The organism is Ochrobactrum sp. BTU1 (assembly GCA_018798825.1).
In the GTDB taxonomy this organism is placed as follows: domain Bacteria; phylum Pseudomonadota; class Alphaproteobacteria; order Rhizobiales; family Rhizobiaceae; genus Brucella.
On the sequence record CP076354.1, the window covers coordinates 821,997 to 846,623 of the forward strand.

Genomic DNA, 24,627 nt, shown 5'->3' on the forward strand with positions numbered 1-24,627 from the left:
TGCATGTTTATTTTTCATAAACCTTAAATACATGACTGCAGCAGAACGGGTGTTGACTTTAGAACAAAAATGGAACAAAAACTAAACATACGTGAACAAAGAGGAGTTATCCCAATGACCGATCTCGTCTACGACGTTTTGTCTTTCGTCTCCGTCAGCCTGTTCGTTGCTACCTTTGCTATCTGGGTAAGCGTAATCTGAAAGCGTAATGCGGGTTCTTCTGTGAACCCCGATGATAGTAGCGACCGTCACGCTGGACATCGTTGCGGTATTCCCCGAAACTGCCTAAATGGGCGATAAGAGTCGCCCGTTAGAGTGTGCAAATCCATATAGTGATTGGCACGCGGATGGCGCTGAAGGCATGATGTCGTTGTCATGATATTGCAGTGCGTTTAGCTCTGCAAAGAACGGGGAAATAGTATGAATGATAAAGCAAGCATTTTAGCGGGCGGGGGCAAGTCGTCACCTCGTTTCGTTCATCTGCGAGTTCATTCTGCTTACTCCTTGTTGGAAGGCGCGCTGCCTGTCGGCAAGATCATCAAACAGGCGATTGCCGATCAAGCACCGGCCATCGCGATAACTGACAGCAACAACCTTTTCGGCGCTCTCGAGTTTGCACAAAAGGCGTCAAAGGATGGTTTGCAGCCAATCATAGGCTGCCAGCTGGATGTTGCTTTTGGCGATCACAACGATAACAGCCGCAGTGCAAACCGACGATTGGTTCTCGATCTTGCACCTCTGGTTTTCCTCGCTTCGACTGAGGAAGGTTATGCGAACGTTGTCAGGCTTGTCAGCCGAGCGTTTCTTGATACGCAATCGGGAGACCCAGTGCATGTCGATGCAAGCTGGTTATCTGATCTGTCAGAAGACGTGATTGTTCTTTCAGGCGGCCCTTTGGGGCCAATCGGACGCGCATTTGCTGCTGATCGTCCCGATCGCGCTGAAACCCGTTTGGCCTTTTTGAAAGAAGCATTCGGTGATCGGCTTTATGTCGAGTTGCAGCGGCAGGCGGGCTATGATCGCGCGCTTGAGGCAAAGACCGTCGAGTTAGCATATGCGATGGAACTGCCGCTCGTCGCGACCAATGAAGCTTTCTTTTTGAAAGCCGAGGATTTTGAAGCGCACGACGCGCTTCTTGCCATCGCTGAAGGTCAAATTCTATCCAATGATGATCGCCGTCGCTTGACGCCGGATCATCATTTGAAAAGCCGTTCGGAAATGGCTGCCCTGTTTGCAGACCTGCCCGAAGCGCTCGAAAACACGATTGAAATCGCCGAGCGGTGCAGCTGGTTCACGCAGACACGTCAGCCGATCCTACCGCGTTTCACCGGCGAGTCTGACGATCCTGAAGCAGCCATTCAGGCGGAAGCTGACGAGCTGGCACGTCAGGCGCGTGAAGGCCTGCAGATGCGGTTGGAAACAGCAGGTCTTGCTGAAGGCTATACAGAAGAACAATATGCCGAACGTCTCGATTACGAGATCGGCATTATTACCCGCATGAAATTCCCGGGTTACTTCCTGATCGTTGCGGACTTTATCAAATGGGCCAAACAACAGGGTATTCCTGTAGGACCGGGGCGTGGTTCTGGTGCGGGTTCGCTCGTCGCTTATGCTTTGACGATTACAGACGTTGATCCGCTGCGCTTCTCGCTTCTGTTCGAACGCTTCCTCAATCCAGATCGCGTATCGATGCCCGACTTCGATATCGACTTCTGTCAGGATCGTCGCGAAGAAGTTATTCGCTACGTTCAGGAGAAATACGGGCGCGATCAGGTCGCGCAGATCATCACCTTCGGTACTTTGCAGGCGCGTGCTGTGCTACGCGACGTGGGCCGTGTTCTCGAAATGCCATACGGTCAGGTTGATCGTCTCTGTAAGCTTGTACCGCAGAACCCGGCCAATCCGGTGTCTCTGGCACAAGCCATCGAGACTGAGCCAAAGATCAATGAAGAGCGCGAGAAGGAGCCCGTTGTTGGCCGTCTTCTTGATATGGCGCTGAAGCTTGAAGGACTGTATCGTCACGCCTCGACCCACGCCGCCGGTATCGTCATCGGCGATCGTCCGCTTTCTGAACTCGTGCCGATGTATCGCGATCCACGTTCCGATATGCCGGTCACTCAGTTCAATATGAAATGGGTCGAGCAAGCCGGGTTGGTCAAGTTCGACTTTCTGGGTCTGAAAACACTGACGGTTCTCGAAACAGCCGTGAAGCTCGTTGCACGCAAGGGCATCGATATAGACCTGTCGCGCCTGCCGCTCGATGATGAACTCACCTATGAAATGCTGTCGCGCGGCGAAACGGTCGGCGTGTTCCAGGTGGAAAGTGCCGGTATGCGTAAGGCGTTGCTTGGTATGCGTCCCGACCGGATCGAGGATATTATTGCGCTTGTTGCGCTTTATCGCCCTGGTCCGATGGAAAACATCCCGACCTATAATGCGCGCAAGAACGGTGAGGAGGAAATCGCCTCCATTCATCCAAAAATCGACGATCTGATCAAGGAAACGCAGGGCGTTATCGTTTATCAGGAACAGGTGATGCAGATCGCACAGGTGCTTTCCGGCTATTCGCTCGGTGAAGCTGATCTTCTGCGCCGCGCGATGGGTAAAAAAATCCGCGAAGAAATGGACAAGCAGCGTGTCCGTTTTGTTGATGGTGCGATCGAAGGTGGTGTTGATAAGGCTCAGGCGAATATGATTTTCGACCTGTTGGCTAAGTTCGCTGACTACGGCTTCAACAAGTCGCACGCTGCTGCCTATGCGATTGTCTCCTACCAAACTGCCTATATGAAGGCGCATTATCCAGTTGAGTTTCTAGCGGCATCGATGACCTATGATATGTCGAACGCAGATAAGCTCAATGATTTCCGTCGTGATGCAAATCGTTTGGCAATCGATGTTGTGACACCTTCCGTCATGACATCGTTCCGTCCTTTCGAGGTGGGCGAGAAGAAGATTTTCTATTCTTTGGCAGCAATCAAGGGCGTGGGCGAAGCTGCCGTTGATCATATCGTCAGTGTGCGGTCCGAAAAGCCGTTTGAAAGCCTTGAGGATTTCTGTGAGCGGATCGATCCGAAAATCGTCAATCGCCGCGTAACGGAAAGCCTGATCAATGCAGGCGCACTTGATTGCTTTGGTCGCGACCGTGCTGCAATGAGCGCGGGTATGGACCGCATTATGGGCTTCGCGCAGCGCACGCAGGAAAATGCGGCCAGCGGCCAGTCCGATATTTTTGGGCTTTCAGGTGCTCCGAAAGAAACACTGATTCTTCCGCAGGCAGCGCCATGGCTCCCTTCGGAAAAGTTGCATCGCGAGTTTCAGGCAGTTGGCTTTTATTTGTCCGCCCATCCGCTCGATGAATATCGTCAGGTCCTTGACCGGATGCGTGTGCAGAGCTGGGCCGATTTCTCGGCGGCGGTGAAGCGTGGTGCAAATGCAGGTCGTCTTGCCGGAACAGTAACCACCAGACAGGAGCGTAAGACGCGCACAGGCAACAAAATGGGCATTGTGCAGCTGTCGGATGCCACCGGCCAGTTTGAAGCCGTACTTTTCTCGGAAGGTCTCGCGCAGTACCGCGACCTGCTTGAAAGCGGTAAATCGGTGGTGATCACAGTTGCCGCGGAAAACCGTCCAGAAGGGATTGGCCTCAGAATTCAGACGGTGCAGTCGCTCGAGGACGAAGCCTGCCGGATGCAGAAGGCACTCCGGCTCTATCTTCGTTCAGCGGAAGCGGTGAAGCATATTGTTCCGCATTTCAACACGCGTGGCGACGGTCAGGTGAGCCTGATTGTCATTAAGGAAGAAGGTCAGCGCGAAGTCGAGATTGAGCTTCCCCACCGCTATCGCGTCAGTCCGCAAATTGCGAGCGCGATGAAGGCAATTCCAGGTGTCGTTGAAGTTGAACTGGTCTAATAAAAAAAGCCGGCTGGGAATATACAGCCGGCTTTTGTTTTAAGCGGGTGTTCGCATGCTCAAGGCCTTGCGGACTTCCGGCGCAACCTTGGTCCCGAACAGCTCAATTGATTTCATTGTATTTTTGTGCGGCAGATTGCCGAGGGCTGTCTGCAGCAAGAACCGGTCATGCTTGAAATAGCTATGCTGGCTCAAGATTTTGTCGACGATCTGTTGCGGGCTTCCGACGAGCAATGATCCTCGTGGTTGGCACATCGCATCAAATTGTTCACGAGTGGCCGGCGGCCAACCACGCTCACGTCCGAGTTTGCTCATGACATAGGCGTATGAACTGTAAAATTCGTCGCCAGCTTGTTGAGAGTTTTCAGCAATATAGCCGTGAGAGTTGATTCCAACTTTGAGTTTTTCTGGTGCGTGTCCGGCTTTAAGACCTGCTTCGCGATAGAAATCGGTCAATTGCGCGAAACGCTCCGGATACCCTCCGATAATCGCGATGGCGAGAGGCAGGCCAAGAAGTGCTGCTCGTCCCACTGAAGCGGGCGTACCACCCACTGCGAGCCAGATGGGTAAGGAATCCGGTAGTGCGCGCGGATAGACACCACGTCCGTCAATTGCTGCGCGCATGGTGCCAGTCCAACTAACCCGCTCATTCTCGCGAATATTAAGCAACAGATCGAGTTTTTCGGCAAAAAGCGTGTCGTAATCGTCGAGATTATAACCAAAAAGGGGGAAGGACTCGATGAACGAGCCACGACCTGCCATGATTTCAGCACGCCCGTTGGAGATGAGATCAAGCGTTGAAAATTGCTGATAGACCCGCACCGGATCGTCAGACGAAAGAACCGTCACCGCACTGGTCAGCTTAATGTTCTTCGTGCGTGACGCTGCCGCTGCCAGCACGACAGGCGGTGCAGAAATCGCGTAGTCCGGGCGATGATGCTCGCCCAAGCCGAACACATCGAGGCCGACCTGATCGGCGAGTTCAATCTCTTCTATGAGATTGCTGAGCCGTTGTTGCGGCGAAAGGGGGCGATTGGTTTCGGGATCAGGCCCGATATCACCGAAAGTATAAATACCGAGTTCCATGGCGTTCCATCGATCTGTTGGCTGTTGCGCTTTAATTAAGGCGCTTCATGCCGCTTGTTAAGAACGCACTGAAAGGTGATCGGGTTACCTTGAGGAAACCGGGCGGTTGCCCGCCCGGCAATCGATTGCCTTAGTATGCAGCGGTGAAACGCTTGCCGATGTGCTTGCCCTGTTCTGCTTCATCGACAATCGCAACAGCCAAATCTTCGACGGAGATTTTGCTTTCGCCCTTGTCATCAAACACGGGCTCGTCAGCACCAAGACGATATTTTCCGGTGCGTTCGCCCGGCTGAAGAATGATCGCAGGCGAAACGAACGTCCAATCAAGGTCTTTTTCATCACGCAATTCGTTCAATGCCTGACGTGCGCCAAGTGCGCCTTCTTTCCATTCGGCGGGAAATTCGGGTGAATCCACCAGCTGATGGCCATTGATGGCAAGGCTGCCTGCACCGCCGACTGCGATGAGACGCTTAACGCCAGCCCTTTTGGCAGCTTCGTTGATGGAGCGGCTGCCCTTGATATGGTTTTCGCGAATGTTGGCATCCGTCCAGCCGGGGTTGAAGGCTGAAATAACGATGTCGTGGCCTGCAAGTTGTTTGGCGAGCGCGTCAGTGTCGAATACGTCTGTCTTCACTGCTGTAACATTATCGAGTTTCTCAACCTTGTCCGTGTTGCGGGCGAGGGCCGTTACAGTATGGCCGCGAGATACGGCTTCCTTGAGGACAGCAGCGCCTACAAAGCCGGTAGCGCCGATCAGTGCAATTTTAGCCATGACATTTTCCTTTTCAGTTAAACCTAGAGAAGTGATATTTAATAATCAGGTTCTTTATGGTAACTAGGTAGTCGAGATGAGAAGCCTTGTGAAGAACGCACTTTTTCATGTTTAAGGTACATGGAAGTAACCGCGTTGCCGGCAAGAGCAGAAATCGCCGATAAAAACAGTAGGCTTTGGCGCGCGCATGACTCCCCCAAATGCAAAACGTCTTTGGGGAAAGAGGTGCCTGGAAGCGATGATTTAAAGCGTGCCGCCTGAACTTTGTTAAGTGCGATACGCTTTAAGGAGTAAGAATGAAAAATACGACCGAGCCAAATGCGAGCTCGCCCTTATTGTCTTCAACACCCGCTTTTCAGGCTGATCCCGAAGGTGAGGGCTCATGCCCTATTCGCGAGGTGCTGGATCGCGTCGGTGATACCTGGAGCATTCTCGTGGTTTTCAATCTGCAAACGGGTTCATTGCGTTTCAACGCTTTACGTCGCGCGATTGAGGGCATTTCCCAGCGAATGCTGACCGTTACCCTGCGATCTCTCGAACGCGATGGATTGGTCGCGCGTCATGTACGTCCAACATCTCCGCCGGAAGTGACTTATTCACTTACCGAGCTTGGTCATTCTCTGGCCGTGCCGATTGATGTGTTGGGCCAGTGGGCGGTTAAAAATCGCGAGGAAATGCGCAGCGCCCGTTCACGCTTTGATGCAGCTACAGAAGATTAAGGAACCTGATATCGGCGCGCTCGTTGTTCTCTTGAAAAAGGGAGTAAGGATTATGCCAGCAAAATCACAGGCGCAGCAAAAAGCTGCCGGTGCAGCACTCGCTGCCAAGCGCGGTGAAATCAAAAAGAGTGAGCTGATCGGTGCATCAAAAGAAATGTATGAGTCGATGACCGAGAAGGAACTGGAAGAATTTGCGGAAACCAAACGCAAGGGCTTGCCGGAGCATGTTTCAGACAAGAAAAGCAGCTGACTTTTAATCAGCTGCTCTCCAAGATTACAAAACTATAGCCTATTTTGCGCCTTTTCCGGGCGCAAGCTCAATAGCTTTCAGCTTGCCGCCGGTAATTCCACAGCGCAAAGTGATTGTATCCCACTGCGCACCGCTTCTATTGCGCGCTTCTCCCGGAACAGAAATCACCGCAGAAACCTTGCTTGCGTCTTTCGCGCTGAATTTCGATGATTTGTCATTCGTCGTGGCTGCTGCAATGTCCGCTTTGGTGAAGCCAAGGCGGTCGTATTTTTTGCTTTTCTTCACATAGTCATAGGCGCTCGCAATGCAGTCGGCCACCTGCGGCGATGCCTGCTGATCTTTTGCGAGCGTTTGGTAGTTTCCGGTAAAATCTTTCGAGCGCTTAGGTACCGCATCTGCATGGGCTGCGCCCGCAATTCCAAGTGTAAAAATTGCAGAAAGTATAAGTTGGGTCGATTTCATGGATCGCTTCCTTTGAACAGCTACCGCGCAAAGTGCGGTAAGCAAATCGATAATGACGATGCTATTAGAAACGCAGATTGGATTTTTTTGTGTTTTCCCCGTCACCTAGAGCGCATCCCGAAAAGTGCGAAGCGGTTTTCGGAAAAAGATGCGCGTAGAAACAAATGGATAGAGCACTTCCAATAATTCAATCAAAACAGGAAATGCTCTAGCAGAATATCTTACTGGCAGATTCGAGCAAGGCAGGATTTGCCGTGACAGCCCTGATCCAGATGCATGTTTGTGCGATGCGCAGCATCGCCGTCGGGCCCGATCACAGTCATGAAAAGCTTGCAGCTCGCACCATGCACCGCGCGCCAGAAAGTTTTCTCTTTTTCAGACCCATTCCAGCCGCTTTCGAGCTCCGTCTTCGAGCCATCTGAAAACTTAAATGACATGATATCAAGCGCATTGGCGAAAGCGTGTTCTGACACTCGCCCCGTCGAAGCACCATTGACCTTGCGGCACTGGTAATCCGAACCGGTGCCGATTTCAGTGATCTTGATGCTGTCGCCGTACACTTTCTTCGCGGCGTCACTGACATCTTTCGACCACTCAGCAAGCGTCACAGCCATGGCGCAATTTGTCGTGACTGCGGTGGCGAATTTCAGCGGCTCGGTTTTTCCTATAGCTGTGAGCGATAGAGGCGAACGAGCGCTGCATTGCGGGCCATCTTCAATCGGTGGCAACAGTTTGCCCTCTACGTCTCCAGCCATCAGTGCAGGACATGACACTTGATAAATACGTTCGGGCTTTGCAGGGGGTGCTGGTGCGGGGGGTGGTTCAGCGCTTTCTACCGGTTGTTCTGGTTTTTTATCGGGAAGTGGAGCCTTTTCAGTAGGAGGTGTTTGAGTGGGCTCCGATTGTTCAGGCTGCTTTGCTGTTTCCTCTTCGCGGCGAGGTGATGGCGTCGGTAACGGAATAACCACGGGTGCGGGGGTAGCTGATGGGCTAGGCGCAGCAGGCAATGCTTTTGATTGCTTTTGTTTGGCTATACGCTTTTTCTTCGGCCGCTTGTGGGAAGATGTGTGTCTGGCGTTACCGTTTAACATCCTTTCGATAAGGTTTTGCGCGTTAGCGCTCGAAAGACTGCCCCAGTTCTCTTGCGGAAACACCACAATCGCGAAAGTAGCGAAGGCGATAATCATCAGCCTTTGAAGGAAAGCGAAGGAAACGGCCATATTCACCTCTTTTGATATCGGGCGCTAACGAGTAATGTTGAAAGGTGATATGTCGTTCCTTCACGCTTGATGGCAGAACGTTGCAATTGGCTTCGATCAGACCCAGTTCGACGTGCTTCTTCTATAAATGATGCCTTGTGCCATTTAAGATCCGCTTTGAGCTGGCCAAATGGCTTAAAATCAGGGCTTCTGCCTTGACAAGATGACACTCCAATGACTAAAAGCCGCCATCGCTGGAGCCTAAACGCTCCGGCGTTTCATTTGACGTGTCCCGTGGATGAAGATCGCAGCTGCGCGCTTCATCCTGTCAGTCCTTGAAACCCAAGGGCAGAGGAGGGCGCGTTTCCTGTCAGCGCCGTAAGGTGCACTAACTTTTTAAAGGAAATGCGATGAGCAAGCGCGAATCCGCTAAGTACAAAATTGATCGCCGCCTTGGCGAAAACATCTGGGGCCGTCCGAAGTCCCCTGTAAACCGTCGTGAATATGGCCCAGGCCAGCACGGTCAGCGCCGTAAGGGCAAGCTGTCCGACTTCGGTGTACAGCTCCGCGCAAAGCAGAAGCTCAAGGGCTTCTACGGCGATATCTCGGAAAAGCAGTTCCGCAAGACCTATGACGAAGCAGCTCGCCGCAAGGGCGATACCGGTGAAAACCTCATCGGCCTGCTCGAATCGCGTCTGGACGCTGTTGTGTACCGCGCAAAGTTCGTTCCAACGATCTTCGCTGCACGCCAGTTCATCAACCACGGTCACGTCAACGTAAACGGCCGCCGCGTCAACATTCAGTCCTACCGCCTGAAGGCTGGTGACGTTGTTGAAGTTCGCGAAAAGTCGAAGCAGCTCGTTGTTGTTCTCGAAGCTGTTGCGCTCGCAGAACGCGATGTTCCTGACTACGTTGAAGTCGATCACAACAAGATGGTTGCGACCTTCGCACGCGTTCCAGTTCTCGGCGACGTTCCATACGCCGTTCAGATGGAACCAAACCTCGTCGTCGAATTCTATTCGCGTTAATTTTGAGCCTCTGGCTCATTTAGCTGAAATAAATGGCCGCCCTCGGTTTTCCCGAGGGCGGCTTTTCTGTATGTAAACATAATCTCTCTTATTCGCAGGAAGCATCATGAACGCTTTTGATCCTAACATCGGGTCAGATATCGCAGACGAAAACGGAGGCGATGGCTGCCACCCACTTTTCCGCGATGTGCCAGCCTCGGTTGAGTTCAACAAGCTGCGTAAACGTCTCCTGCGTCATACGCGCCAGGCTATCGAAGATTTTGCCATGGTAAAGCCCGGTGAGCGTTGGATGGTTTGCCTTTCCGGAGGTAAGGATTCCTACGGTCTGTTGGCGCTTCTGCTCGATCTCAAATGGCGCGGTGTGCTGCCGGTGGAATTGCTGGCGGTCAATCTCGATCAGGGCCAGCCAAATTTTCCGAAGCACATTCTGCCGGATTTCCTGAACAGCTACGGTATTAAGCATCGCATCGAGTATCAGGACACCTATTCCATTGTTACTGAAAAGCTGCCTGAAAACAGCACCTATTGCTCCCTTTGCTCGCGTTTACGCCGCGGCAATCTCTATCGCATAGCGCGAGAAGAAGGCTGCTCGGCCGTTGTTCTCGGCCATCATCGCGAAGACATTCTCGAAACCTTCTTCATGAATCTTTTCCATGGTGGCCGTCTTGCCGCCATGCCGCCGAAGCTTCTCAATGACGAAGGTGATCTCATGGTTTTCCGTCCGCTCGCCTATGCGGCGGAAGAAGATATGGAAAAGTTTGCGACTGCGATGCAGTTTCCGATCATTCCTTGCGATCTCTGCGGTAGCCAGGAAGGCCTGCAGCGCAATGCAATGAAGGCGATGCTGACCGATATAGAAAAGCGTATGCCGGGCCGTAAGGACACGATGATCCGCGCCATGACCAATGTGCGCCCGAGCCATCTTCTCGACCGCAAACTGTTCGATTTCGCAGGCCTGATGGCAAATTCCGACGTGGAGAATGATAGTGCAGTTTGATGAAAAGCAGATTGATTGGCTGGCCGATCTTCTGGCAGAAGCAGCCAACGAAGAAATCATGCCTCGCTTTCGCCAGCTGGGGCAGGGCGATATTCGCCAAAAGACCTCTGCTGCCGATCTCGTCACAGAAGCCGATGTGAATGCCGAGCGCTATATCACGGCGCGCCTCAATGAACGCTTTCCCAACGCGCTGATCGTGGGGGAAGAGGCTTGTTCTGATGATGAGGCTTTGCTTGATGGGCTCGGTGATGCGGATCTTGCATTCACGATCGATCCAGTCGATGGCACCTTCAATTTTGCTTCAGGTGTTCCCCTGTTCGGCGTAATGCTGGCGGTTGTTGCCAAAGGCGAGACAGTTGCCGGCATTATCTACGACCCAGTCGGCAAGGACTGGATTCTTGCTTCAAAGGGTAGCGGCGCGCATATTCGCCATGCCAATGGTTCAACGAGCCGCGTGAGTGTGGCTGAGCCTGTTGATATTTCGCAGATGACCGGTGCGGTTTCCTGGCAATATACTGTCGATCCGATCCGTTCGCGCCTTGCACGCAACCAGACGAAGTTTCTCTCCAAGATCGGCTATCGCTGTGCGGCACATGAATATCGTATTATCGCGACAGGCGGCGCGCATTTCGCAGTCTATAACAAGCTGATGCCGTGGGATCATTTGCCCGGTGCGCTTATCCATCAGGAAGCGGGTGGGTATCTCGCACGCTGGGATGAAAGCGACTATCTGCCGTCGCACACCGGTGGTGGGCTGCTGATTGCACCTGACAAGGAAAGCTGGAAAGCCATTCAGGCAGCTCTTTGGGAAGAATAAGAAAAGCCCGCCATTTGGCGGGCTTTTTATTTTCTACTCAGATTGGCTTGTTGTGCGGCTTGAACATCTTGCCGCGCTCAGCAATCAAAACGCAGATGAATGCGATGAAGCCCAGCACACAATAGCCTGCGGCGACCGGTGTTGTCGTTCCATCGAATGCCTGACCGATGACTGCGCCGAGTGCTGCGCCGATGACTGTCTGTGCAAAGCCCAAAACGGAAGATGCCGTACCGGCGACTTCGCCCAGAGGCTCCATAGCCAGCGCATTAAAGTTAGCCGTTACAAGGCTGAACGAGAACATGATGGTCATATAGATCGTCATCAGCATCCAGAATGGCACGGGACCGCTGAATGTCACAGAAAGCACGACCCAAAGCAGGCTGAAGCCGACAAATACCAGCAGCATCGTCTGTGAAATGCGGCGCATACCGTAGCGACCGACAAGGCGGGAGTTGAGGAACGATGCGAGAGCAAGCGTCATGGCGACGGCAGCAAAGGCCAGCGGAAACAGCGATCCAAGTTTGTAGATATCAACAAAGATTTGCTGCGCCGAGTTGATGTAGCCGAACAGCGCTCCAAGAATGAACGAGGTGCCGAGCATGTAGAAGAGCGCTACGCGGTTGGACAGAACGATACCAAAACCACCGATTACACTCTTGACTGTCAACGGACGACGATGGCTGACGGGCAGCGTTTCGGGCAGGCGCAAATATGCCCATACACCGATTATAACAGCCATAAGCGCCATAGACAGAAAGATCAGATGCCATTCACCGAACAGCATAATCAGCTGACCGGTTGCAGGGGCGACCACTGGCAGGATCATGAAGACCATCATGACGAGCGACATGACTTCAGCCATCTGACGCCCGGCAAACTTATCGCGAACAACTGAAACGGCAATTACACGCGTTGCTGCGGCACCCAGTCCCTGCAATACGCGCAGAACAATAAGTGTTGTGAAATCCGTTGCAACGGCTGCACCAAGTGCTGCGAGTATATAGATCAGCAAACCGCCAAAGAGAGGTAATCTTCTGCCGAAACGGTCGCTCAGCGGACCATAGAACAGCTGCGATACGCCAAAGCCGAGCAGATAGGCCGTAATGACAAACTGTGCGTGATTTTCTGAGAGCACGCCAAGGCTGGCGCCAATTTGCGGCAGACCAGGCAGCATAATATCCACTGCCAACGCATTGATTGCCATGATCGCTGCAATGAGAGCGATGAACTCGCCGCGCCCGCGCATGGAAGTCTTCTGGTCCGGAGAACCATTTTGAATGTCGATTGGCATTTGGGTAGTCCTCGATAAACGGCACACCGGTCAGGGGAGTGCCGGTGTAGTAGTCAGAATTTAGAAAACAGCGGCCCGGCAGCAGATGCTGCCTATGATGGCTATGCATCGGGCAATAGAAAAGGCGCCATGAAACGGCGCCTTTTAGAAAAGGTGAGCTTTAAAAGCCGTATGAGGGGTAATTAATCCTCAAGCGGCCTTGGTTGCAATACCCTTATCGGTAAAAAGTGCCTGTAGTTCGCTGGACTGGAACATTTCGCGGATGATGTCGCAACCGCCAACAAATTCGCCCTTTACGTAGAGCTGAGGAATGGTTGGCCAGTTGGAGTAATCCTTGATGCCCTGACGGATTTCGTCGGAAGCAAGAACGTTCACGCCCTTATAATCGACGCCGATATAGTCGAGAATCTGAACGACCTGACCGGAGAAACCGCACTGTGGGAAACCTGGTGTGCCCTTCATGAACAGCACGACGTCGTTGGTCTTCACTTCATTGTCAATGAAATCGTTGATTCCGGTCATTTTAGTTCCTTTCAGGATGCCGGTTCAAATCCCGGCCCGCGTAGGGAGAGGTTCTACCCCAATATAGTAAGCTGAGCTTTGGTAATCACCCTCTAAAGGTGAAAGCAAGTCAAATTAGCGCGAAATCAGGCTGTTTTGGGGGCAACATCTTGCCGCAGGAAGAAAATCACCGCCCGGATTGTCGTTTCCAAGTGCCATTGCGTGTATTTCAACACTTGGCTAAAGGCTGGAAAGCTCAACCGAGAGCGGTGTTGGATTAGTTTATTCTGGTACGCTGGTCTGGAGGGCAAGGGCGTGAAGCACGCCGCCCATGTTGCCCTTGAGGGCGTCATAGACCATCTGGTGCTGCTGCACGCGTGACTTGCCACGGAAACTTTCCGCAACAACTTCCGCCGCATAATGATCTCCGTCTCCGGCAAGGTCGCGGATCGTAACCTTTGCGCCGGGAATACCTTCGCGTATCAGTTTTTCGATCTCATGAGCGTCCATAGCCATGCAAAATCTCCTGCCTTTTAGGGCTTCTTCTTGTTCGTTTCGAATCGTAACGCATCATCGTGATACGTCAATATTCAACTGTCTAACGTTTAAATTGCCGACAAGCAAACGCCCGGCGCGGTGTTCCCGGCCGGGCGTCAATTGGTAACAGTTCTAACCAATAACGTTTAGTTGTCGACTGCAGCTTCTCCACTCATGAAGCCCGGGAACCAGCCTTCAAAAGCATTGTTAAGCTCTGCAACTGCTACATCAACCGTTGCACCGAACTTCAGGCGGTCGCCGCCGACCGTGCCGAGTACACGGAACGGAACGCCAGCACCTTCTGCATTGAGCGCAATGAGTTTCGCCATTTCAGGTGTTGCTGCAACAACATAACGCGACTGATCTTCGCCAAACAGCGCGGCATGTGGCAGGCCGTCGCCCGCATCAAGAACTGCACCCTTGCCGGACTTGATTGCCATTTCAGCAACAGCAACGGCAAGACCACCATCGGAGAGGTCGTGACAGGCTGTCACCTGGCCATTGCGGATCGCCGAACGGACGAACTCGCCGTTACGCTTTTCAAGAGCAAGATCAACCGTTGGAGCAGGGCCATCAGCACGATCAAAAAGATCGCGCAGATAGACTGACTGACCCAAATGGGTGCCGTCGCCGCCCAGCAGAACCAGCGTGTCGCCATCCTGCATTCCGCCGATCTTGGCCATCTGCGACCAGTCAGGAATGAGGCCGACGCCGGCAATGGTCGGAGTTGGCAGGATCGCCTGACCGTTAGTTTCGTTGTAGAGCGATACGTTGCCCGAAACGATTGGGAAATCGAGCGCACGGCAAGCTTCGCCGATACCTTCAATTGCCTTGACCAGCTGGCCCATGATTTCCGGCTTTTCAGGATTGCCGAAGTTGAGGTTGTCGGTCGATGCAAGCGGCTCAGCACCGGTTGCGGAAATGTTGCGCCAGCATTCGGCAACAGCCTGCTTGCCGCCTTCAAACGGATCAGCTTCGCAATAGCGTGGCGTTACGTCAGACGAGAAAGCGAGTGCCTTGGTGGCGTGACCTTCAACGCGGATCACACCAGCATCGCCACCCGGGAGCTGCAGCGAGTTGCCCTGAATGAGTGTGTCATACTGTTCGTAAACCCAGCGGCGCGATGAACCATCCGGCGAGCCAACGAGCTTGAGCAGCGCATCCGAATAGTCTTCAACCTGTGGCACATTGCTGGCAGGCAGCGGTGCATGCTTGCCCGGTTCCATCCATGGACGATCATACTCAGGAGCTTCGTCACCGAGTTCCTTGATCGGAAGGTTTGCAACTTCTTCGCCCTGATGGATGACGCGGAAGCGCAGATCATCAGTAGTCTTGCCGACGATTGCGAAATCAAGACCCCACTTACGGAAGATCGCCTGTGCTTCTTCTTCCATTTCTGGCTTGAGAACCATGAGCATACGCTCCTGGCTTTCCGACAGCATCATTTCGTAAGCTGTCATGTTTACTTCGCGAACCGGAACATGGTCGAGAATGAGCTCGATACCGAGATCGCCCTTCGCACCCATTTCAACGGCAGAACAGGTGAGACCTGCAGCACCCATATCCTGAATGGCGATAACCGCACCCGAAGCCATCAGCTCAAGGCAGGCTTCCAGAAGGCACTTTTCGGTGAATGGATCGCCAACCTGAACGGTTGGACGCTTTTCTTCAATCGATTCGTCAAATTCAGCCGATGCCATCGTTGCACCGCCAACGCCATCCCGGCCCGTCTTGGCACCGAGATAGACAACCGGCAGGCCAACGCCCTTGGCTTCCGACAGGAAGATGCCGTCATGCTTGGCAAGGCCAGCTGCGAATGCATTGACGAGGATATTGCCGTTATAGCGCTTGTCGAAGTTCACTTCGCCACCAACGGTCGGAACGCCGAAAGCATTGCCATAACCGCCAACGCCGGAAACAACACCGGAAACAAGGTGGCGGGTCTTTGGATGGTCAGGCTCACCGAAACGCAGGGCATTCATGGCTGCAATTGGGCGAGCACCCATTGTGAAAACGTCGCGCAGAATGCCGCCAACGCCTGTCGCCGCGCCCTGATAAGGCTCGATATACGACGGGTGGTTATGGCTTTCCATCTTGAAGACGACGCAGTCGCCATCGCCAATGTCAACAACGCCAGCGTTTTCACCCGGACCCTGGATAACGCGTGGCCCGGTTGTCGGGAGAGTACGCAGCCACTTCTTCGACGACTTGTAGGAACAATGTTCATTCCACATGGCCGAGAAAATGCCGAGCTCCGTGAAGCTTGGTTCGCGTCCGATCAGGTCGAGAATACGCTGATATTCGTCCGGCTTGAGGCCGTGAGCAGAGATAAGTTCCGGCGTGATGTCGCGCTTATTGGAAATAGTCATGGAGATGAGGGACCCCGTCGCAGGCTGCGGTACCCGGAAACTTCTGCCGAAGGGCGGACACCTAAGGTTTCAAGGGGCCTCTTTAACCTAACTCTGTTGGAAGCGCGACAGGAAAATGCCGATTTCCCGGCTCAAATGCTGCCTTCATAGCCTACTTGTTCATTTTCCAGCAATTGCCGCAAAGTTGCGAAGCCATTTTCGATCAGATTACGATCCGTCGGTGAGGAAAAAGCAATACGAACCCGGTGGTAAGTTCGATCAATGCGACCGGCTTTGAACTCGTCTTCATCGTCGATCAGTAGTCCGTTTTCATAGGCGGCTGCTTTGAATGTACTGGCAAGCCATGGTTCCGGCAGTTTCAGCCAGAGGATCGGAACATGCGGTGAAGAAACAAAGTCGTAACCGGCGAAGACCTTGCGGGCCAATTGCTCGCGCCATTTGATTTCAGCCGAGCACTTGTCCAGCAGGGCATTCGCCTGACCTGAAAGTACCATCTGTGCGGTAGTTTCAGCGAGCAGAAACGAAACGCCGCCCGTCATCAGCTTGTGGGTCACGCGTAAACGTTGCGCGCAATGCGGCGGGCAGGCCACCCAACCGCAGCGCAAGCCAGCCGTTACGGCCTTTGAAAGACTGCCGAGAAGAAATGTGCGTCCCGGTGCAATATCGGCAATCTTCGGGATATTTGACCGGGTCATAACCCCGTATGTGTCATCTTCAATGAGCCAGACATTGTGTCGAGCCGCGATATTGGCAATCGCCACTCGGCGCTCATAGGGCATGGTCGCAAGCGTTGGATTGTGGATGCTTGGCATGAGAAACGCCATTGTCGGGTGCTGCTGGTTGCAGACCCGCTCGAATTCTTCCGGGATCATGCCATATTCATCGCTCGCGGCAATCGCGACGCGGCGTCCGGCAATTTTCACGGACCGGCTCACTTGTGTGTAAGTGAGATCTTCAAAAACAATCCTGTCGCCGGGCGAGGTGAAAGCCGTAATCGCCGCAATTGCACCAGCATGTGCGCCGTTGGTGATAACAATATTGCTCGCATCGGCAGGAGCGTTTTCCTGATTGAGCCATTGGCGTCCGGCTTCAAGCCAGTGTTGCGGGAAATGTCGCGTGTAGTTGACAACCTCATGCGGGAAATTGCGAATGACAGACGCAATCAGCGGCTCAAGTATCGTATTTTGTCCGACGTCAGGAGCTGCCGTCGTATCGAAGCGTCCCTTGTCGAGTGGTGCGTCCTGAATACGCGTGCCAGCAATGCCATCGCTCGAATAGGCAGGTGGCGCATTCTTGCCGTCGGCCCTGCCAAGCACATAAGTTCCGCGACCAACTTCGCCGGTTACAAGTCCACGCTCATGCGCGAGAGCATAGGCGCGCCCGATTGTACCGATTGTCACCTTCAGATCATAAGCCAGATTGCGTTGCGGCGGTAGCTTCTGTCCCGCAGGCAAAGTTCCAAGGGCGATCGCTTCTTCAATTGCGTCAGCGAGTTGAAGATAGAGTGGGCCGGATTTTCCGGTGAGGTCGGGAAGCCAATTTGTCATGGTCACAATATAAGCATTGTACCGATATTTGAGTCAATTGTATTTACGTTGCACGCATCAGATTGATGCATAATATCGGCTAAGCCCAGTTTAAAAGGCTCTTTGCTATGACATATACGTCAGTTAAGCACGATGAAATAGATACAATTGATACAATCAAGACAAGGGAAAGCGATTTTTGTTACGCTTCTCGTTCTGTCTGGCAGCGTTTCATTGAATGGTGCTCTCTGCGTCTCATGCTGCGCCGCAGCCGCATTGAATTGATTGATCTGACGGACGAGCAGCTTCGCGATATAGGTATTACGCGGAACGAGGCAGATGTGGAATCGCGCAAGGTCCGTTTCCACATCCGTTAAATTTGAACGTCAGCAGCCTTTTTGGCCCGATGCCCAACGATTAATGTCAGCACTGATACGACTGCTATGACCCTGCTGCATCATCGGGCCAAAGGCTTCAATGCGTGCTGGATTGCCTTCTGCCTGCACAACCAGAAGCGGGCGTCCTGCCAGATTTCGAGCAGGAACCACCAACATACGTGGACGCCCTGAAAAAGAATTAAGTTCCGGCGCAAATGCATAGCCGCGAAAATCCTTATCATTGGATTTGAACCAACAGCTATTCGCTCCCACAGCGATCCGCTCCATGGTTGCCAACGCTGCTTTGCTAACACTTGTGGGAGTAGGAGGCGTCGGTTTCGGCGTGCAGGCTGCAAAGAGTGCCAGAGCAGGCAGTGCAACGAGCGCAATGGTCTTGTTCTTCAAGGAAGGCTCCATAAGAACGTTTTCGGCAAGACCAACAAAAGAGTGGCTTGCCGATAAACGCATAGAAACAATGTGTTAAAGCGCATTTTCAAAAATGCGCTTTCTATTGGACGGGATAATTCAGGCAAGCTGCGGCATGAAAGCCTTTAACCCGTCACTCATCTCATTCCATATGAGTTCGAACGCAGGGTCCTGCTTTGCTTTCACCGCATATGTGTCGAATTTTGGGTAAGCAGCCAGCAAATCGTCTTTCCCCGAAAGCTTCTTGAGTGGCTCCATGAGGAAGCGTACTGGCAGCAGCCATGCATCGGCAAGTGTCGGCGCATCGTTGAGTGCAAAATCGTGATCGGTGAGACGGGATTCAACCACGCTCAAGCCTTTGTGGAGCTTGGTAAACAGCCGCTCGATAGTGGCCTGGTCCCTTTCAGGCTTGCTCTGAAGAATGAAGAGTTTCATCGCAGGGCCGAGAACTTCCAGCTCCGTCACACGCGCCAGAAGGCGGATCAGAGCACGCTCGCGCGGGCTGCCGGGCAGAACGGGAGTGTCCGGAAAATGGTCTTCCAGATATTCCGCAATGACAGCTGCTTCAAACAATGTCTCGCCAGAGCCGGTAATCAGCACCGGGACACGCTTTAAAGGTGTCACATGAATGAAGTCTTCGGGAAATGGATAGGGGAGGTTAATAGGTTTGAACGGCAGTTCCTTGAGATAAAGAACACCGCGCACAAAAGCGGAATAGGGGGAGAGTGGGCGTGAATATAACTGCATCGATATCGTTCCCCGATTCGGTTTACTCAGGAAGTATCTATCGATCAAGCTGCCACGATTTTGTGCGTGGCGCTAGAGCGCATTCCGAAAAGTGGGATCGGTTTTCGAAACCAGATGCGCGTAGAAACAAAAATATCGAGAGGTTTCAACGCTTCGATATCAACTGGAACTGCTCCAGAGTGTCGTGTGCCTTATTGGATCAGAAAGATCGCTCTAAGACTCTGTTTTTACAGCATAATTTATCTTAGATCGAGTCGATTTTAAGGAACTATGCTCTAGGTCCTGAAAGGACTGTTCTCTTTTGCGGCCCCAATTGTGCATCTCGTTTATGCAATAAAAAATGGCCTCCGTTATTCAACGAAGGCCATTTAATCTGCTTGGTCGAGCTTTAAAGCTTTAAGCTGCGATACCCAATGCGCCTGCAAAAAGTGCACGGCCGTCATCGCCGCCATGTGCACCTTCGATCAGGTTTTCAGGATGTGGCATCATGCCGAGAACATTGCCGCGCGCATTGACGATGCCCGCAATGTCATTGACCGAACCGTTCGGATTGGTGCCGTCTGCATAACGGAACACAACCTGGCCTTCGCCTTCGACCCGCTTCAGTGTTTCTGCATCAGCAAAATAGTTGCCGTCATGATGGGCAACCGGGCAACGGATGATCTGGCCTGGCTGATAACCGCGTGTGAACGAGGTATTCGCATTGCTGACTTCGAGCTTCACTTCGCGGCAGACGAACTTCAGCGACGTGTTGCGCATCAGCGCACCTGGCAGCATTCCTGCTTCGACGAGAATCTGGAAGCCGTTGCAGACGCCAATAACCATGACACCCTTGTCGGCCTTCTCGCGAATGGCCTGCATTACCGGCATACGCGCTGCAATTGCACCGCAACGCAGGTAATCGCCATAAGAGAAACCGCCGGGAATCAGGATCAGATCAACATCATCGGGGATGCTCGTGTCTGTCTGCCATACGGTGATTGGTGCCTGACCGGAAATCTTAGTGATGGCCGCAATCATGTCGCGGTCACGGTTGAGGCCCGGAAGAAGAACGACTGCTGCTTTCATGGCGTTTTACGTCTCTTTGAATTTGAGTGCCCTTCAAACCCGCTGTGAAGCGGTGTGAAGGCGCGCAAAAAACTATACTTAAGCCGCAGCGCGTCAGGCGATGACGATTGCGTAATCTTCAATAACCGTGTTGGCGAGCAGCTTCTCGCACATGGCCTTGATTTCGGCTTCAGCTTTCGCCTTGTCCGAGCCTTCGAGTTCGAGATCGAAGACCTTGCCCTGACGGGCGGAATTGATGCCTTCGAAGCCCAGGCTGCCGAGCGCGCCGACAATAGCTTTGCCCTGCGGGTCGAGAACGCCGTTTTTCAGTGTAACGGTGACGCGTGCCTTGATCACTCTGTAGTTCCTGCTGATTTAATTTAACAACAATGAAAACAGCCCGGAACGCGAGTTACCGGGCTGTGCGGATCTTTACTTCACAAGCGTAGGGCCGGAAGGACGGGGCGTGTCGTTCTCGTTCATGATGCCGAGACGGCGCGCTACTTCCTGATAGGCCTCAACCAGCCCGCCCATATCGCGGCGGAAACGGTCCTTATCGAGCTTGTCATTTGTGTTGACATCCCAAAGGCGCGCCGAGTCTGGCGAAATTTCGTCGGCAACGACGATGCGCATCATGTCGCCTTCAAACAGACGTCCGCATTCCATCTTGAAATCAACAAGCTGGATGCCGATGCCCAGGAACAGACCGGTGAGGAAGTCGTTGACGCGGATGGCGAGAGCCATGATGTCGTCGATTTCCTGCGGGCTGGCCCAGCCGAAAGCGGTGATGTGTTCTTCGGTGACCATTGGGTCATCGAGGGCGTCTGCCTTGTAATAGAACTCGATGATCGAGCGGGGCAGAACCGTGCCTTCTTCGAGGCCCAGACGCTTGGACATCGAGCCTGCGGCGACGTTGCGAACAACGACTTCAAGCGGGATGATCTCAACTTCCTTGATCAGCTGCTCACGCATGTTGAGGCGGCGGATGAAGTGGGTTGGAATACCAATGCGGTTCAGCTGGGTGAAAATGTGCTCGGAGATGCGGTTGTTCAACACGCCTTTTCCGTCAACAACTTCATGCTTCTTCGCGTTGAACGCGGTTGCGTCATCTTTGAAGAACTGGACAAGAGTACCGGGTTCAGGGCCTTCATAAAGAATCTTGGCCTTGCCCTCGTAAATACGGCGGCGACGGTTCATGGCTTTTCTCGGATTTCCAAAAATGTGATGATCGGCTTTTGCCGCTATTCTCGCGGGCTACGTATAGCAATTGTGGGCTTTTAACAATCCTGCTTTGTACCCGTTCCCCCGTTTTAAGCGTTTCAGAGCCAGATAAATCAATAAAGTGACTTTTGGCTCTTGTATAATCTTGCGCCCCTTGCCAGCTTTAGGCAAGAGAACGGTTGACGATCTCACATAACTTAAAGTCTTGGGAGTTGTATGAATGGCCACTGGCATGGATGATCGCCGCAACGCATTTGAAAGCAAATTCGCACTGGATGCAGAACTTCGCTTCAAGGCAGAGGCTCGCCGTAACAAGATCCTCGGCCTCTGGGCTGCACAGCTTCTTGGCAAGCACGATGCAGACGCTGATGCCTATGCTCGTGAAGTTGTTGCCGCTGACTTTGAAGAAGCTGGCGATGAAGACGTTTTCCGCAAACTACGCGCCGATTTCGATGCGGCAGATGTGAAGGTAACGGACGAAACCATTCGCGAGAAAATGTTTGCTTTCCTTGAGGAAGCGATCCAGCAGGTTCAGAAAGACTAACTCGTAGTATAAAGGGCGGAAATGCAAAATGCGTTTCCGCCCTTAGTTTTTTGTAATGCAGGGGAATAAGCATGTCTTTGTCTTCGCGTCTTCGTGCCGGAGAAACAGTTCTTTCCGCGTGGTCATCTCTACCGGAAGCACTGACAGTTGAAGTTCTGGCGCACAGCTCCTTTGAAGCAGTTACGCTTGATATGCAGCATGGCGGCCATGATGAGCAGAGCGTGTTGCGCAGTCTCGGATTGATCCTCAATGCTGGTAAGCCGCCAGTCGTTCGTATCCCGGTTGGTCGCTTCGATATGGCAAGCCGCGCGCTCGATTTTGGTGCACAGGCCGTGATTGCGCCAATGATCAACTCGGTTGAAGACGCGCGTAAGTTTGCAGCCGCAATGAAGTACCCGCCGATTGGCGAGCGTTCATGGGGTGTTTTCCGCGCCAATGCTGATTACGGAGCGCCGGGCTCGAACGATTATCTCGTAACCGCCAATCAGGACACGCTGGCTTTCGCCATGATCGAAACGCGCGATGCCTATGATGCGCTGGATGCGATTCTTGACGTGCGCGGTATCGATGGCGTTTTCGTAGGTCCTGCCGACTTCTCGATTGCCTGGAGCAATGGCCGTGAAGCCAATCCGGATTCCGAAGCGATCATCGAGCCAGTGAGCATCATCGCTCGTAAGGCCGCAGCTGCTGGAAAATTCGCTGGCATTTATTCGCCGTCAGCAGAGTTCGCACGGCGCTACATCCCGCTTGGCTTCCAGTTCCTGACACTTGGAAACGATAGCGGCTATCTGCGCCTCGGCGCAAAAACGCTCGTTGACGCTGTCCGGGCTTAAATAAATAAGCGGCAGATCATTCAATCTGCCGCTTTCAAAACTGTTCTGAATCTATTTGATCAGAAAATTAGATAACTCTTTGATTCAATGCATTTTTGGCGGCTGAAGATTGGTCATAAATTCAGCAAAAACCATAGAGCCTTCTGGCCACGGGCCATGTCCGGATTCCGAATTGATATGACCTGCATCACCGGCGTCAATCAGCAGTGCGCCCCAATCCTTGACGATATCTTCTGCTGCTTCAAAGCTTGAGAAGGGATCATTGCGGCTGACGACGGTAATCGTCGGAAATGGCAGGCGCTCACGCGGATAAGGGCCGAATGTCATCAGGTGCTTTGGCCGGATCTTTTCGTTCGACACATCGGGAGGCGCTACAAAGAAAGCACCGGCTACCTTGTGCTGAATTTGCGGAAGAGCGTGAAGCGCAGTTGCAACGCCAAGCGAATGAGCAACAAGCACGATCGGCTTCGTCGTCTCATTGGCTGCTTTGACCAGCTGTGCCACCCAATCGTCTTTGACTGGCTTCGACCATTCGGCCTGTTCGACACGTCGTGCCGTCGAGAGTTTATTCTCCCAGCGCGTCTGCCAATGGTCGGGTCCGGAATTGGTGTAGCCGGGGATGATAAGAATATCTGCGTCTTTGACTTTCATGCCCCCTATTTAGAGCCGTTTCAACGCATCTTCAAGCTCAGCTATAGCGCGTCAAAAAGAACTTAGATGTCGCAAATGATGAACAGCTTGTTCGCTGATCGCTATCTTGTGAAACACTCGCTAAATTGTGATCTTTAGCGGGAAGATAATTACGGAGAGGATTTGACGGCCATGACGATAAGCAGAAGAACGATACTTGGTTCTGCAGGTGCTGCCGTCATGAGCAATATTCTTTCCGCGCGCGCAGAAATGCCGCCGAAGGAGAATGAAATGACTGAAACACTGAAGATGGCCGCTGCTGATAAGGGTGGTTCGACCGCTGCCACTGTAAAGAGCGCTCCTTTGCCTTTTGCTATGACGACACCGGTACGTGTGGCGCGCATTGGTCTGAAAGCGCGCGATGCAGAAACCCTGGCTGAGTATTATCGTGATGTCGTAGGCTTGCGTGAAATGACGCGTCGTGGCGCTTCCATTGTATTGGGTGCAGGCGACCGTGAATTGATGGAAATCGAGCAGTTTTCGGCTGCCAAGCCTGATGATCCACGCAGCGCTGGTCTCTACCACACGGCTTTCCTGCTGCCGACTCGTGGCGATCTCGCCCGCTGGTCGCGCCGCGCCATCGACAAGCAGCTGCCTGTTGCCGGTGCGTCTGATCATAATGTCAGCGAGGCAATCTACCTGACTGATCCTGAAGGCAACGGTATCGAGATCTATTCCGACCGTCCACACAATACGTGGCAGTGGAATGGTGATCGCGTGAAGATGGGCACCGAGGCGCTCGACGTGAAGAACCTTCTCGACCTTATTGATCGTGAAGGTGGTGAATGGAACGGCGCACCGCAAAACACGGTTGTTGGTCACGTTCACTTGCGCGTTGGCAACGCGAAGGATGCTGAATCCTTTTGGCATCAGCAGTTGGGCTTTGACACCGTTCAGACCTATGGCGACAAGGCCGTGTTTCTGTCCACTGGCGGCTATCACCACCACATTGGTGCTAATGCCTGGCAGAGTTCAGGTGCCGGCTTGCGCGATAAGGATCGCACAGGTCTTGCATGGGTCGAAATGGAAGATACGCGTGGCGGTAATAACCACGTCTTTGAAGACCCATGGGGTAATGTGATCAATACGATCAAAAAGAGCGCGTAATCCGAAATAATAAAAAGCCCCATGTTTACAGAAACATGGGGCTTTTTGCAGATTCAATTTATCAGCCTTAGTGATTTTGGTTATGGCGTGCCGAACATCGTGGCTTTCGAGAACCGGAGCGGAGCGTACTTTTAGGTACGTGAGCACCGGAAGCGCAGAAAGATGCGATTTG

Annotated in this window: 25 protein-coding genes; 10 read left to right on the forward strand and 15 right to left on the reverse strand. The window is 52.9% G+C overall.

The features are described from left to right. The first annotated feature begins 420 nt into the window (after positions 1 to 420). On the forward strand, positions 421 to 3,909 hold the full coding sequence (dnaE, locus tag KMS41_03960) for a DNA polymerase III subunit alpha (GenBank protein ID QWK78405.1): 3,489 nt from the start codon (positions 421 to 423) through the stop codon (positions 3,907 to 3,909). A gap of 39 nt (positions 3,910 to 3,948) precedes the next feature. Here dnaE and KMS41_03965 read toward each other — a convergent pair whose 3' ends face one another. Further along, positions 3,949 to 4,995 (reverse strand): LLM class flavin-dependent oxidoreductase, encoded by a 1,047-nt coding sequence (locus tag KMS41_03965; GenBank protein ID QWK78406.1) that lies wholly within the window; start codon positions 4,993 to 4,995, stop codon positions 3,949 to 3,951. A 130-nt stretch (positions 4,996 to 5,125) separates the two neighbouring features. Next, positions 5,126 to 5,767 carry an NAD(P)-dependent oxidoreductase gene (locus tag KMS41_03970; protein ID QWK78407.1) on the reverse strand — a complete coding sequence of 214 codons (642 nt, stop codon included), beginning with the start codon at positions 5,765 to 5,767 and terminating at the stop codon, positions 5,126 to 5,128. A gap of 296 nt (positions 5,768 to 6,063) precedes the next feature. On the opposite strand from KMS41_03970, the gene KMS41_03975 reads away from it, so the two are divergent. Together KMS41_03975 and KMS41_03980 are read left to right on the forward strand one after the other, a co-directional pair. After that, entirely contained in the window at positions 6,064 to 6,486 is a 423-nt protein-coding gene (locus KMS41_03975; GenBank protein QWK78408.1) for a helix-turn-helix transcriptional regulator, read from the forward strand. A gap of 52 nt (positions 6,487 to 6,538) precedes the next feature. Then, positions 6,539 to 6,736: a DUF3008 family protein gene (locus tag KMS41_03980; protein QWK78409.1), complete on the forward strand. Its 198-nt coding sequence runs from the start codon at positions 6,539 to 6,541 to the stop codon at positions 6,734 to 6,736. A 39-nt stretch (positions 6,737 to 6,775) separates the two neighbouring features. On the opposite strand, the gene KMS41_03985 is transcribed toward KMS41_03980, so the two are convergent. Both KMS41_03985 and KMS41_03990 read right to left on the reverse strand, forming a co-directional pair. Further along, positions 6,776 to 7,198 carry a hypothetical protein gene (locus KMS41_03985; protein ID QWK78410.1) on the reverse strand — a complete coding sequence of 141 codons (423 nt, stop codon included), beginning with the start codon at positions 7,196 to 7,198 and terminating at the stop codon, positions 6,776 to 6,778. 221 nt (positions 7,199 to 7,419) lie between these two features. Continuing rightward, the gene (locus tag KMS41_03990) at positions 7,420 to 8,418 is read right to left on the reverse strand and encodes an extensin family protein (GenBank protein ID QWK78411.1); all 999 of its coding nucleotides are present in this window, start codon (positions 8,416 to 8,418) and stop codon (positions 7,420 to 7,422) included. A 389-nt stretch (positions 8,419 to 8,807) separates the two neighbouring features. On the opposite strand from KMS41_03990, the gene rpsD reads away from it, so the two are divergent. The 3 genes from rpsD (at position 8,808) to KMS41_04005 (ending at position 11,239) form a co-directional block, all read left to right on the forward strand. Beyond that, positions 8,808 to 9,425, forward strand: coding sequence for a 30S ribosomal protein S4 (rpsD, locus tag KMS41_03995; protein ID QWK78412.1), 618 nt, complete (start codon positions 8,808 to 8,810; stop codon positions 9,423 to 9,425). Positions 9,426 to 9,531: 106 nt separating this feature from the next. Then, positions 9,532 to 10,422 carry a tRNA 2-thiocytidine(32) synthetase TtcA gene (gene ttcA, locus KMS41_04000; protein QWK78413.1) on the forward strand — a complete coding sequence of 297 codons (891 nt, stop codon included), beginning with the start codon at positions 9,532 to 9,534 and terminating at the stop codon, positions 10,420 to 10,422. Beyond that, the gene (locus KMS41_04005; protein ID QWK78414.1) at positions 10,412 to 11,239 is read left to right on the forward strand and encodes an inositol monophosphatase family protein; all 828 of its coding nucleotides are present in this window, start codon (positions 10,412 to 10,414) and stop codon (positions 11,237 to 11,239) included. The genes ttcA and KMS41_04005 overlap by 11 nt, the downstream gene beginning before the upstream one ends. A 37-nt stretch (positions 11,240 to 11,276) precedes the next feature. On the opposite strand, the gene KMS41_04010 is transcribed toward KMS41_04005, so the two are convergent. The 5 genes from KMS41_04010 to KMS41_04030 form a co-directional block, all read right to left on the reverse strand. Next, positions 11,277 to 12,530: a multidrug effflux MFS transporter gene (locus KMS41_04010; GenBank protein ID QWK78415.1), complete on the reverse strand. Its 1,254-nt coding sequence runs from the start codon at positions 12,528 to 12,530 to the stop codon at positions 11,277 to 11,279. A 189-nt stretch (positions 12,531 to 12,719) separates the two neighbouring features. Continuing rightward, entirely contained in the window at positions 12,720 to 13,052 is a 333-nt protein-coding gene (gene grxD, locus KMS41_04015; protein QWK78416.1) for a Grx4 family monothiol glutaredoxin, read from the reverse strand. Positions 13,053 to 13,313: 261 nt separating this feature from the next. After that, complete coding sequence (locus KMS41_04020) at positions 13,314 to 13,547, reverse strand: BolA family transcriptional regulator (GenBank protein ID QWK78417.1); 234 nt, start codon at positions 13,545 to 13,547, stop codon at positions 13,314 to 13,316. Between the two features lie 167 nt (positions 13,548 to 13,714). Continuing rightward, positions 13,715 to 15,937 (reverse strand): phosphoribosylformylglycinamidine synthase subunit PurL, encoded by a 2,223-nt coding sequence (gene purL / locus KMS41_04025; protein QWK78418.1) that lies wholly within the window; start codon positions 15,935 to 15,937, stop codon positions 13,715 to 13,717. 131 nt (positions 15,938 to 16,068) lie between these two features. Then, positions 16,069 to 17,484, reverse strand: coding sequence for a PLP-dependent aminotransferase family protein (locus tag KMS41_04030; GenBank protein QWK78764.1), 1,416 nt, complete (start codon positions 17,482 to 17,484; stop codon positions 16,069 to 16,071). 107 nt (positions 17,485 to 17,591) lie between these two features. On the opposite strand from KMS41_04030, the gene KMS41_04035 reads away from it, so the two are divergent. Next, positions 17,592 to 17,840, forward strand: coding sequence for a DUF1127 domain-containing protein (locus KMS41_04035; protein QWK78419.1), 249 nt, complete (start codon positions 17,592 to 17,594; stop codon positions 17,838 to 17,840). A gap of 9 nt (positions 17,841 to 17,849) precedes the next feature. Here KMS41_04035 and KMS41_04040 read toward each other — a convergent pair whose 3' ends face one another. From KMS41_04040 to KMS41_04060, 5 genes are all read right to left on the reverse strand, one after another. Beyond that, on the reverse strand, positions 17,850 to 18,245 hold the full coding sequence (locus tag KMS41_04040; protein QWK78420.1) for a hypothetical protein: 396 nt from the start codon (positions 18,243 to 18,245) through the stop codon (positions 17,850 to 17,852). 120 nt (positions 18,246 to 18,365) lie between these two features. Further along, a complete protein-coding gene (locus tag KMS41_04045; protein ID QWK78421.1) occupies positions 18,366 to 19,013 on the reverse strand; it encodes a glutathione S-transferase family protein in 648 nt (215 codons plus the stop codon). 396 nt (positions 19,014 to 19,409) lie between these two features. Further along, positions 19,410 to 20,081 carry a phosphoribosylformylglycinamidine synthase subunit PurQ gene (purQ, locus tag KMS41_04050; GenBank protein QWK78422.1) on the reverse strand — a complete coding sequence of 224 codons (672 nt, stop codon included), beginning with the start codon at positions 20,079 to 20,081 and terminating at the stop codon, positions 19,410 to 19,412. A gap of 93 nt (positions 20,082 to 20,174) precedes the next feature. After that, the gene (purS, locus tag KMS41_04055; protein QWK78423.1) at positions 20,175 to 20,417 is read right to left on the reverse strand and encodes a phosphoribosylformylglycinamidine synthase subunit PurS; all 243 of its coding nucleotides are present in this window, start codon (positions 20,415 to 20,417) and stop codon (positions 20,175 to 20,177) included. 75 nt (positions 20,418 to 20,492) lie between these two features. After that, a complete protein-coding gene (locus KMS41_04060) occupies positions 20,493 to 21,257 on the reverse strand; it encodes a phosphoribosylaminoimidazolesuccinocarboxamide synthase (GenBank protein ID QWK78424.1) in 765 nt (254 codons plus the stop codon). A 244-nt stretch (positions 21,258 to 21,501) separates the two neighbouring features. On the opposite strand from KMS41_04060, the gene KMS41_04065 reads away from it, so the two are divergent. Beyond that, complete coding sequence (locus KMS41_04065; GenBank protein ID QWK78425.1) at positions 21,502 to 21,825, forward strand: DUF1476 domain-containing protein; 324 nt, start codon at positions 21,502 to 21,504, stop codon at positions 21,823 to 21,825. A gap of 65 nt (positions 21,826 to 21,890) precedes the next feature. Further along, a complete protein-coding gene (locus KMS41_04070) occupies positions 21,891 to 22,658 on the forward strand; it encodes an HpcH/HpaI aldolase/citrate lyase family protein (GenBank protein ID QWK78765.1) in 768 nt (255 codons plus the stop codon). An 84-nt stretch (positions 22,659 to 22,742) separates the two neighbouring features. On the opposite strand, the gene KMS41_04075 is transcribed toward KMS41_04070, so the two are convergent. Continuing rightward, complete coding sequence (locus tag KMS41_04075) at positions 22,743 to 23,309, reverse strand: alpha/beta hydrolase (protein ID QWK78426.1); 567 nt, start codon at positions 23,307 to 23,309, stop codon at positions 22,743 to 22,745. Positions 23,310 to 23,579: 270 nt separating this feature from the next. On the opposite strand from KMS41_04075, the gene KMS41_04080 reads away from it, so the two are divergent. Beyond that, positions 23,580 to 24,455 (forward strand): VOC family protein, encoded by an 876-nt coding sequence (locus tag KMS41_04080; protein QWK78766.1) that lies wholly within the window; start codon positions 23,580 to 23,582, stop codon positions 24,453 to 24,455. Positions 24,456 to 24,627: the final 172 nt, after the last annotated feature.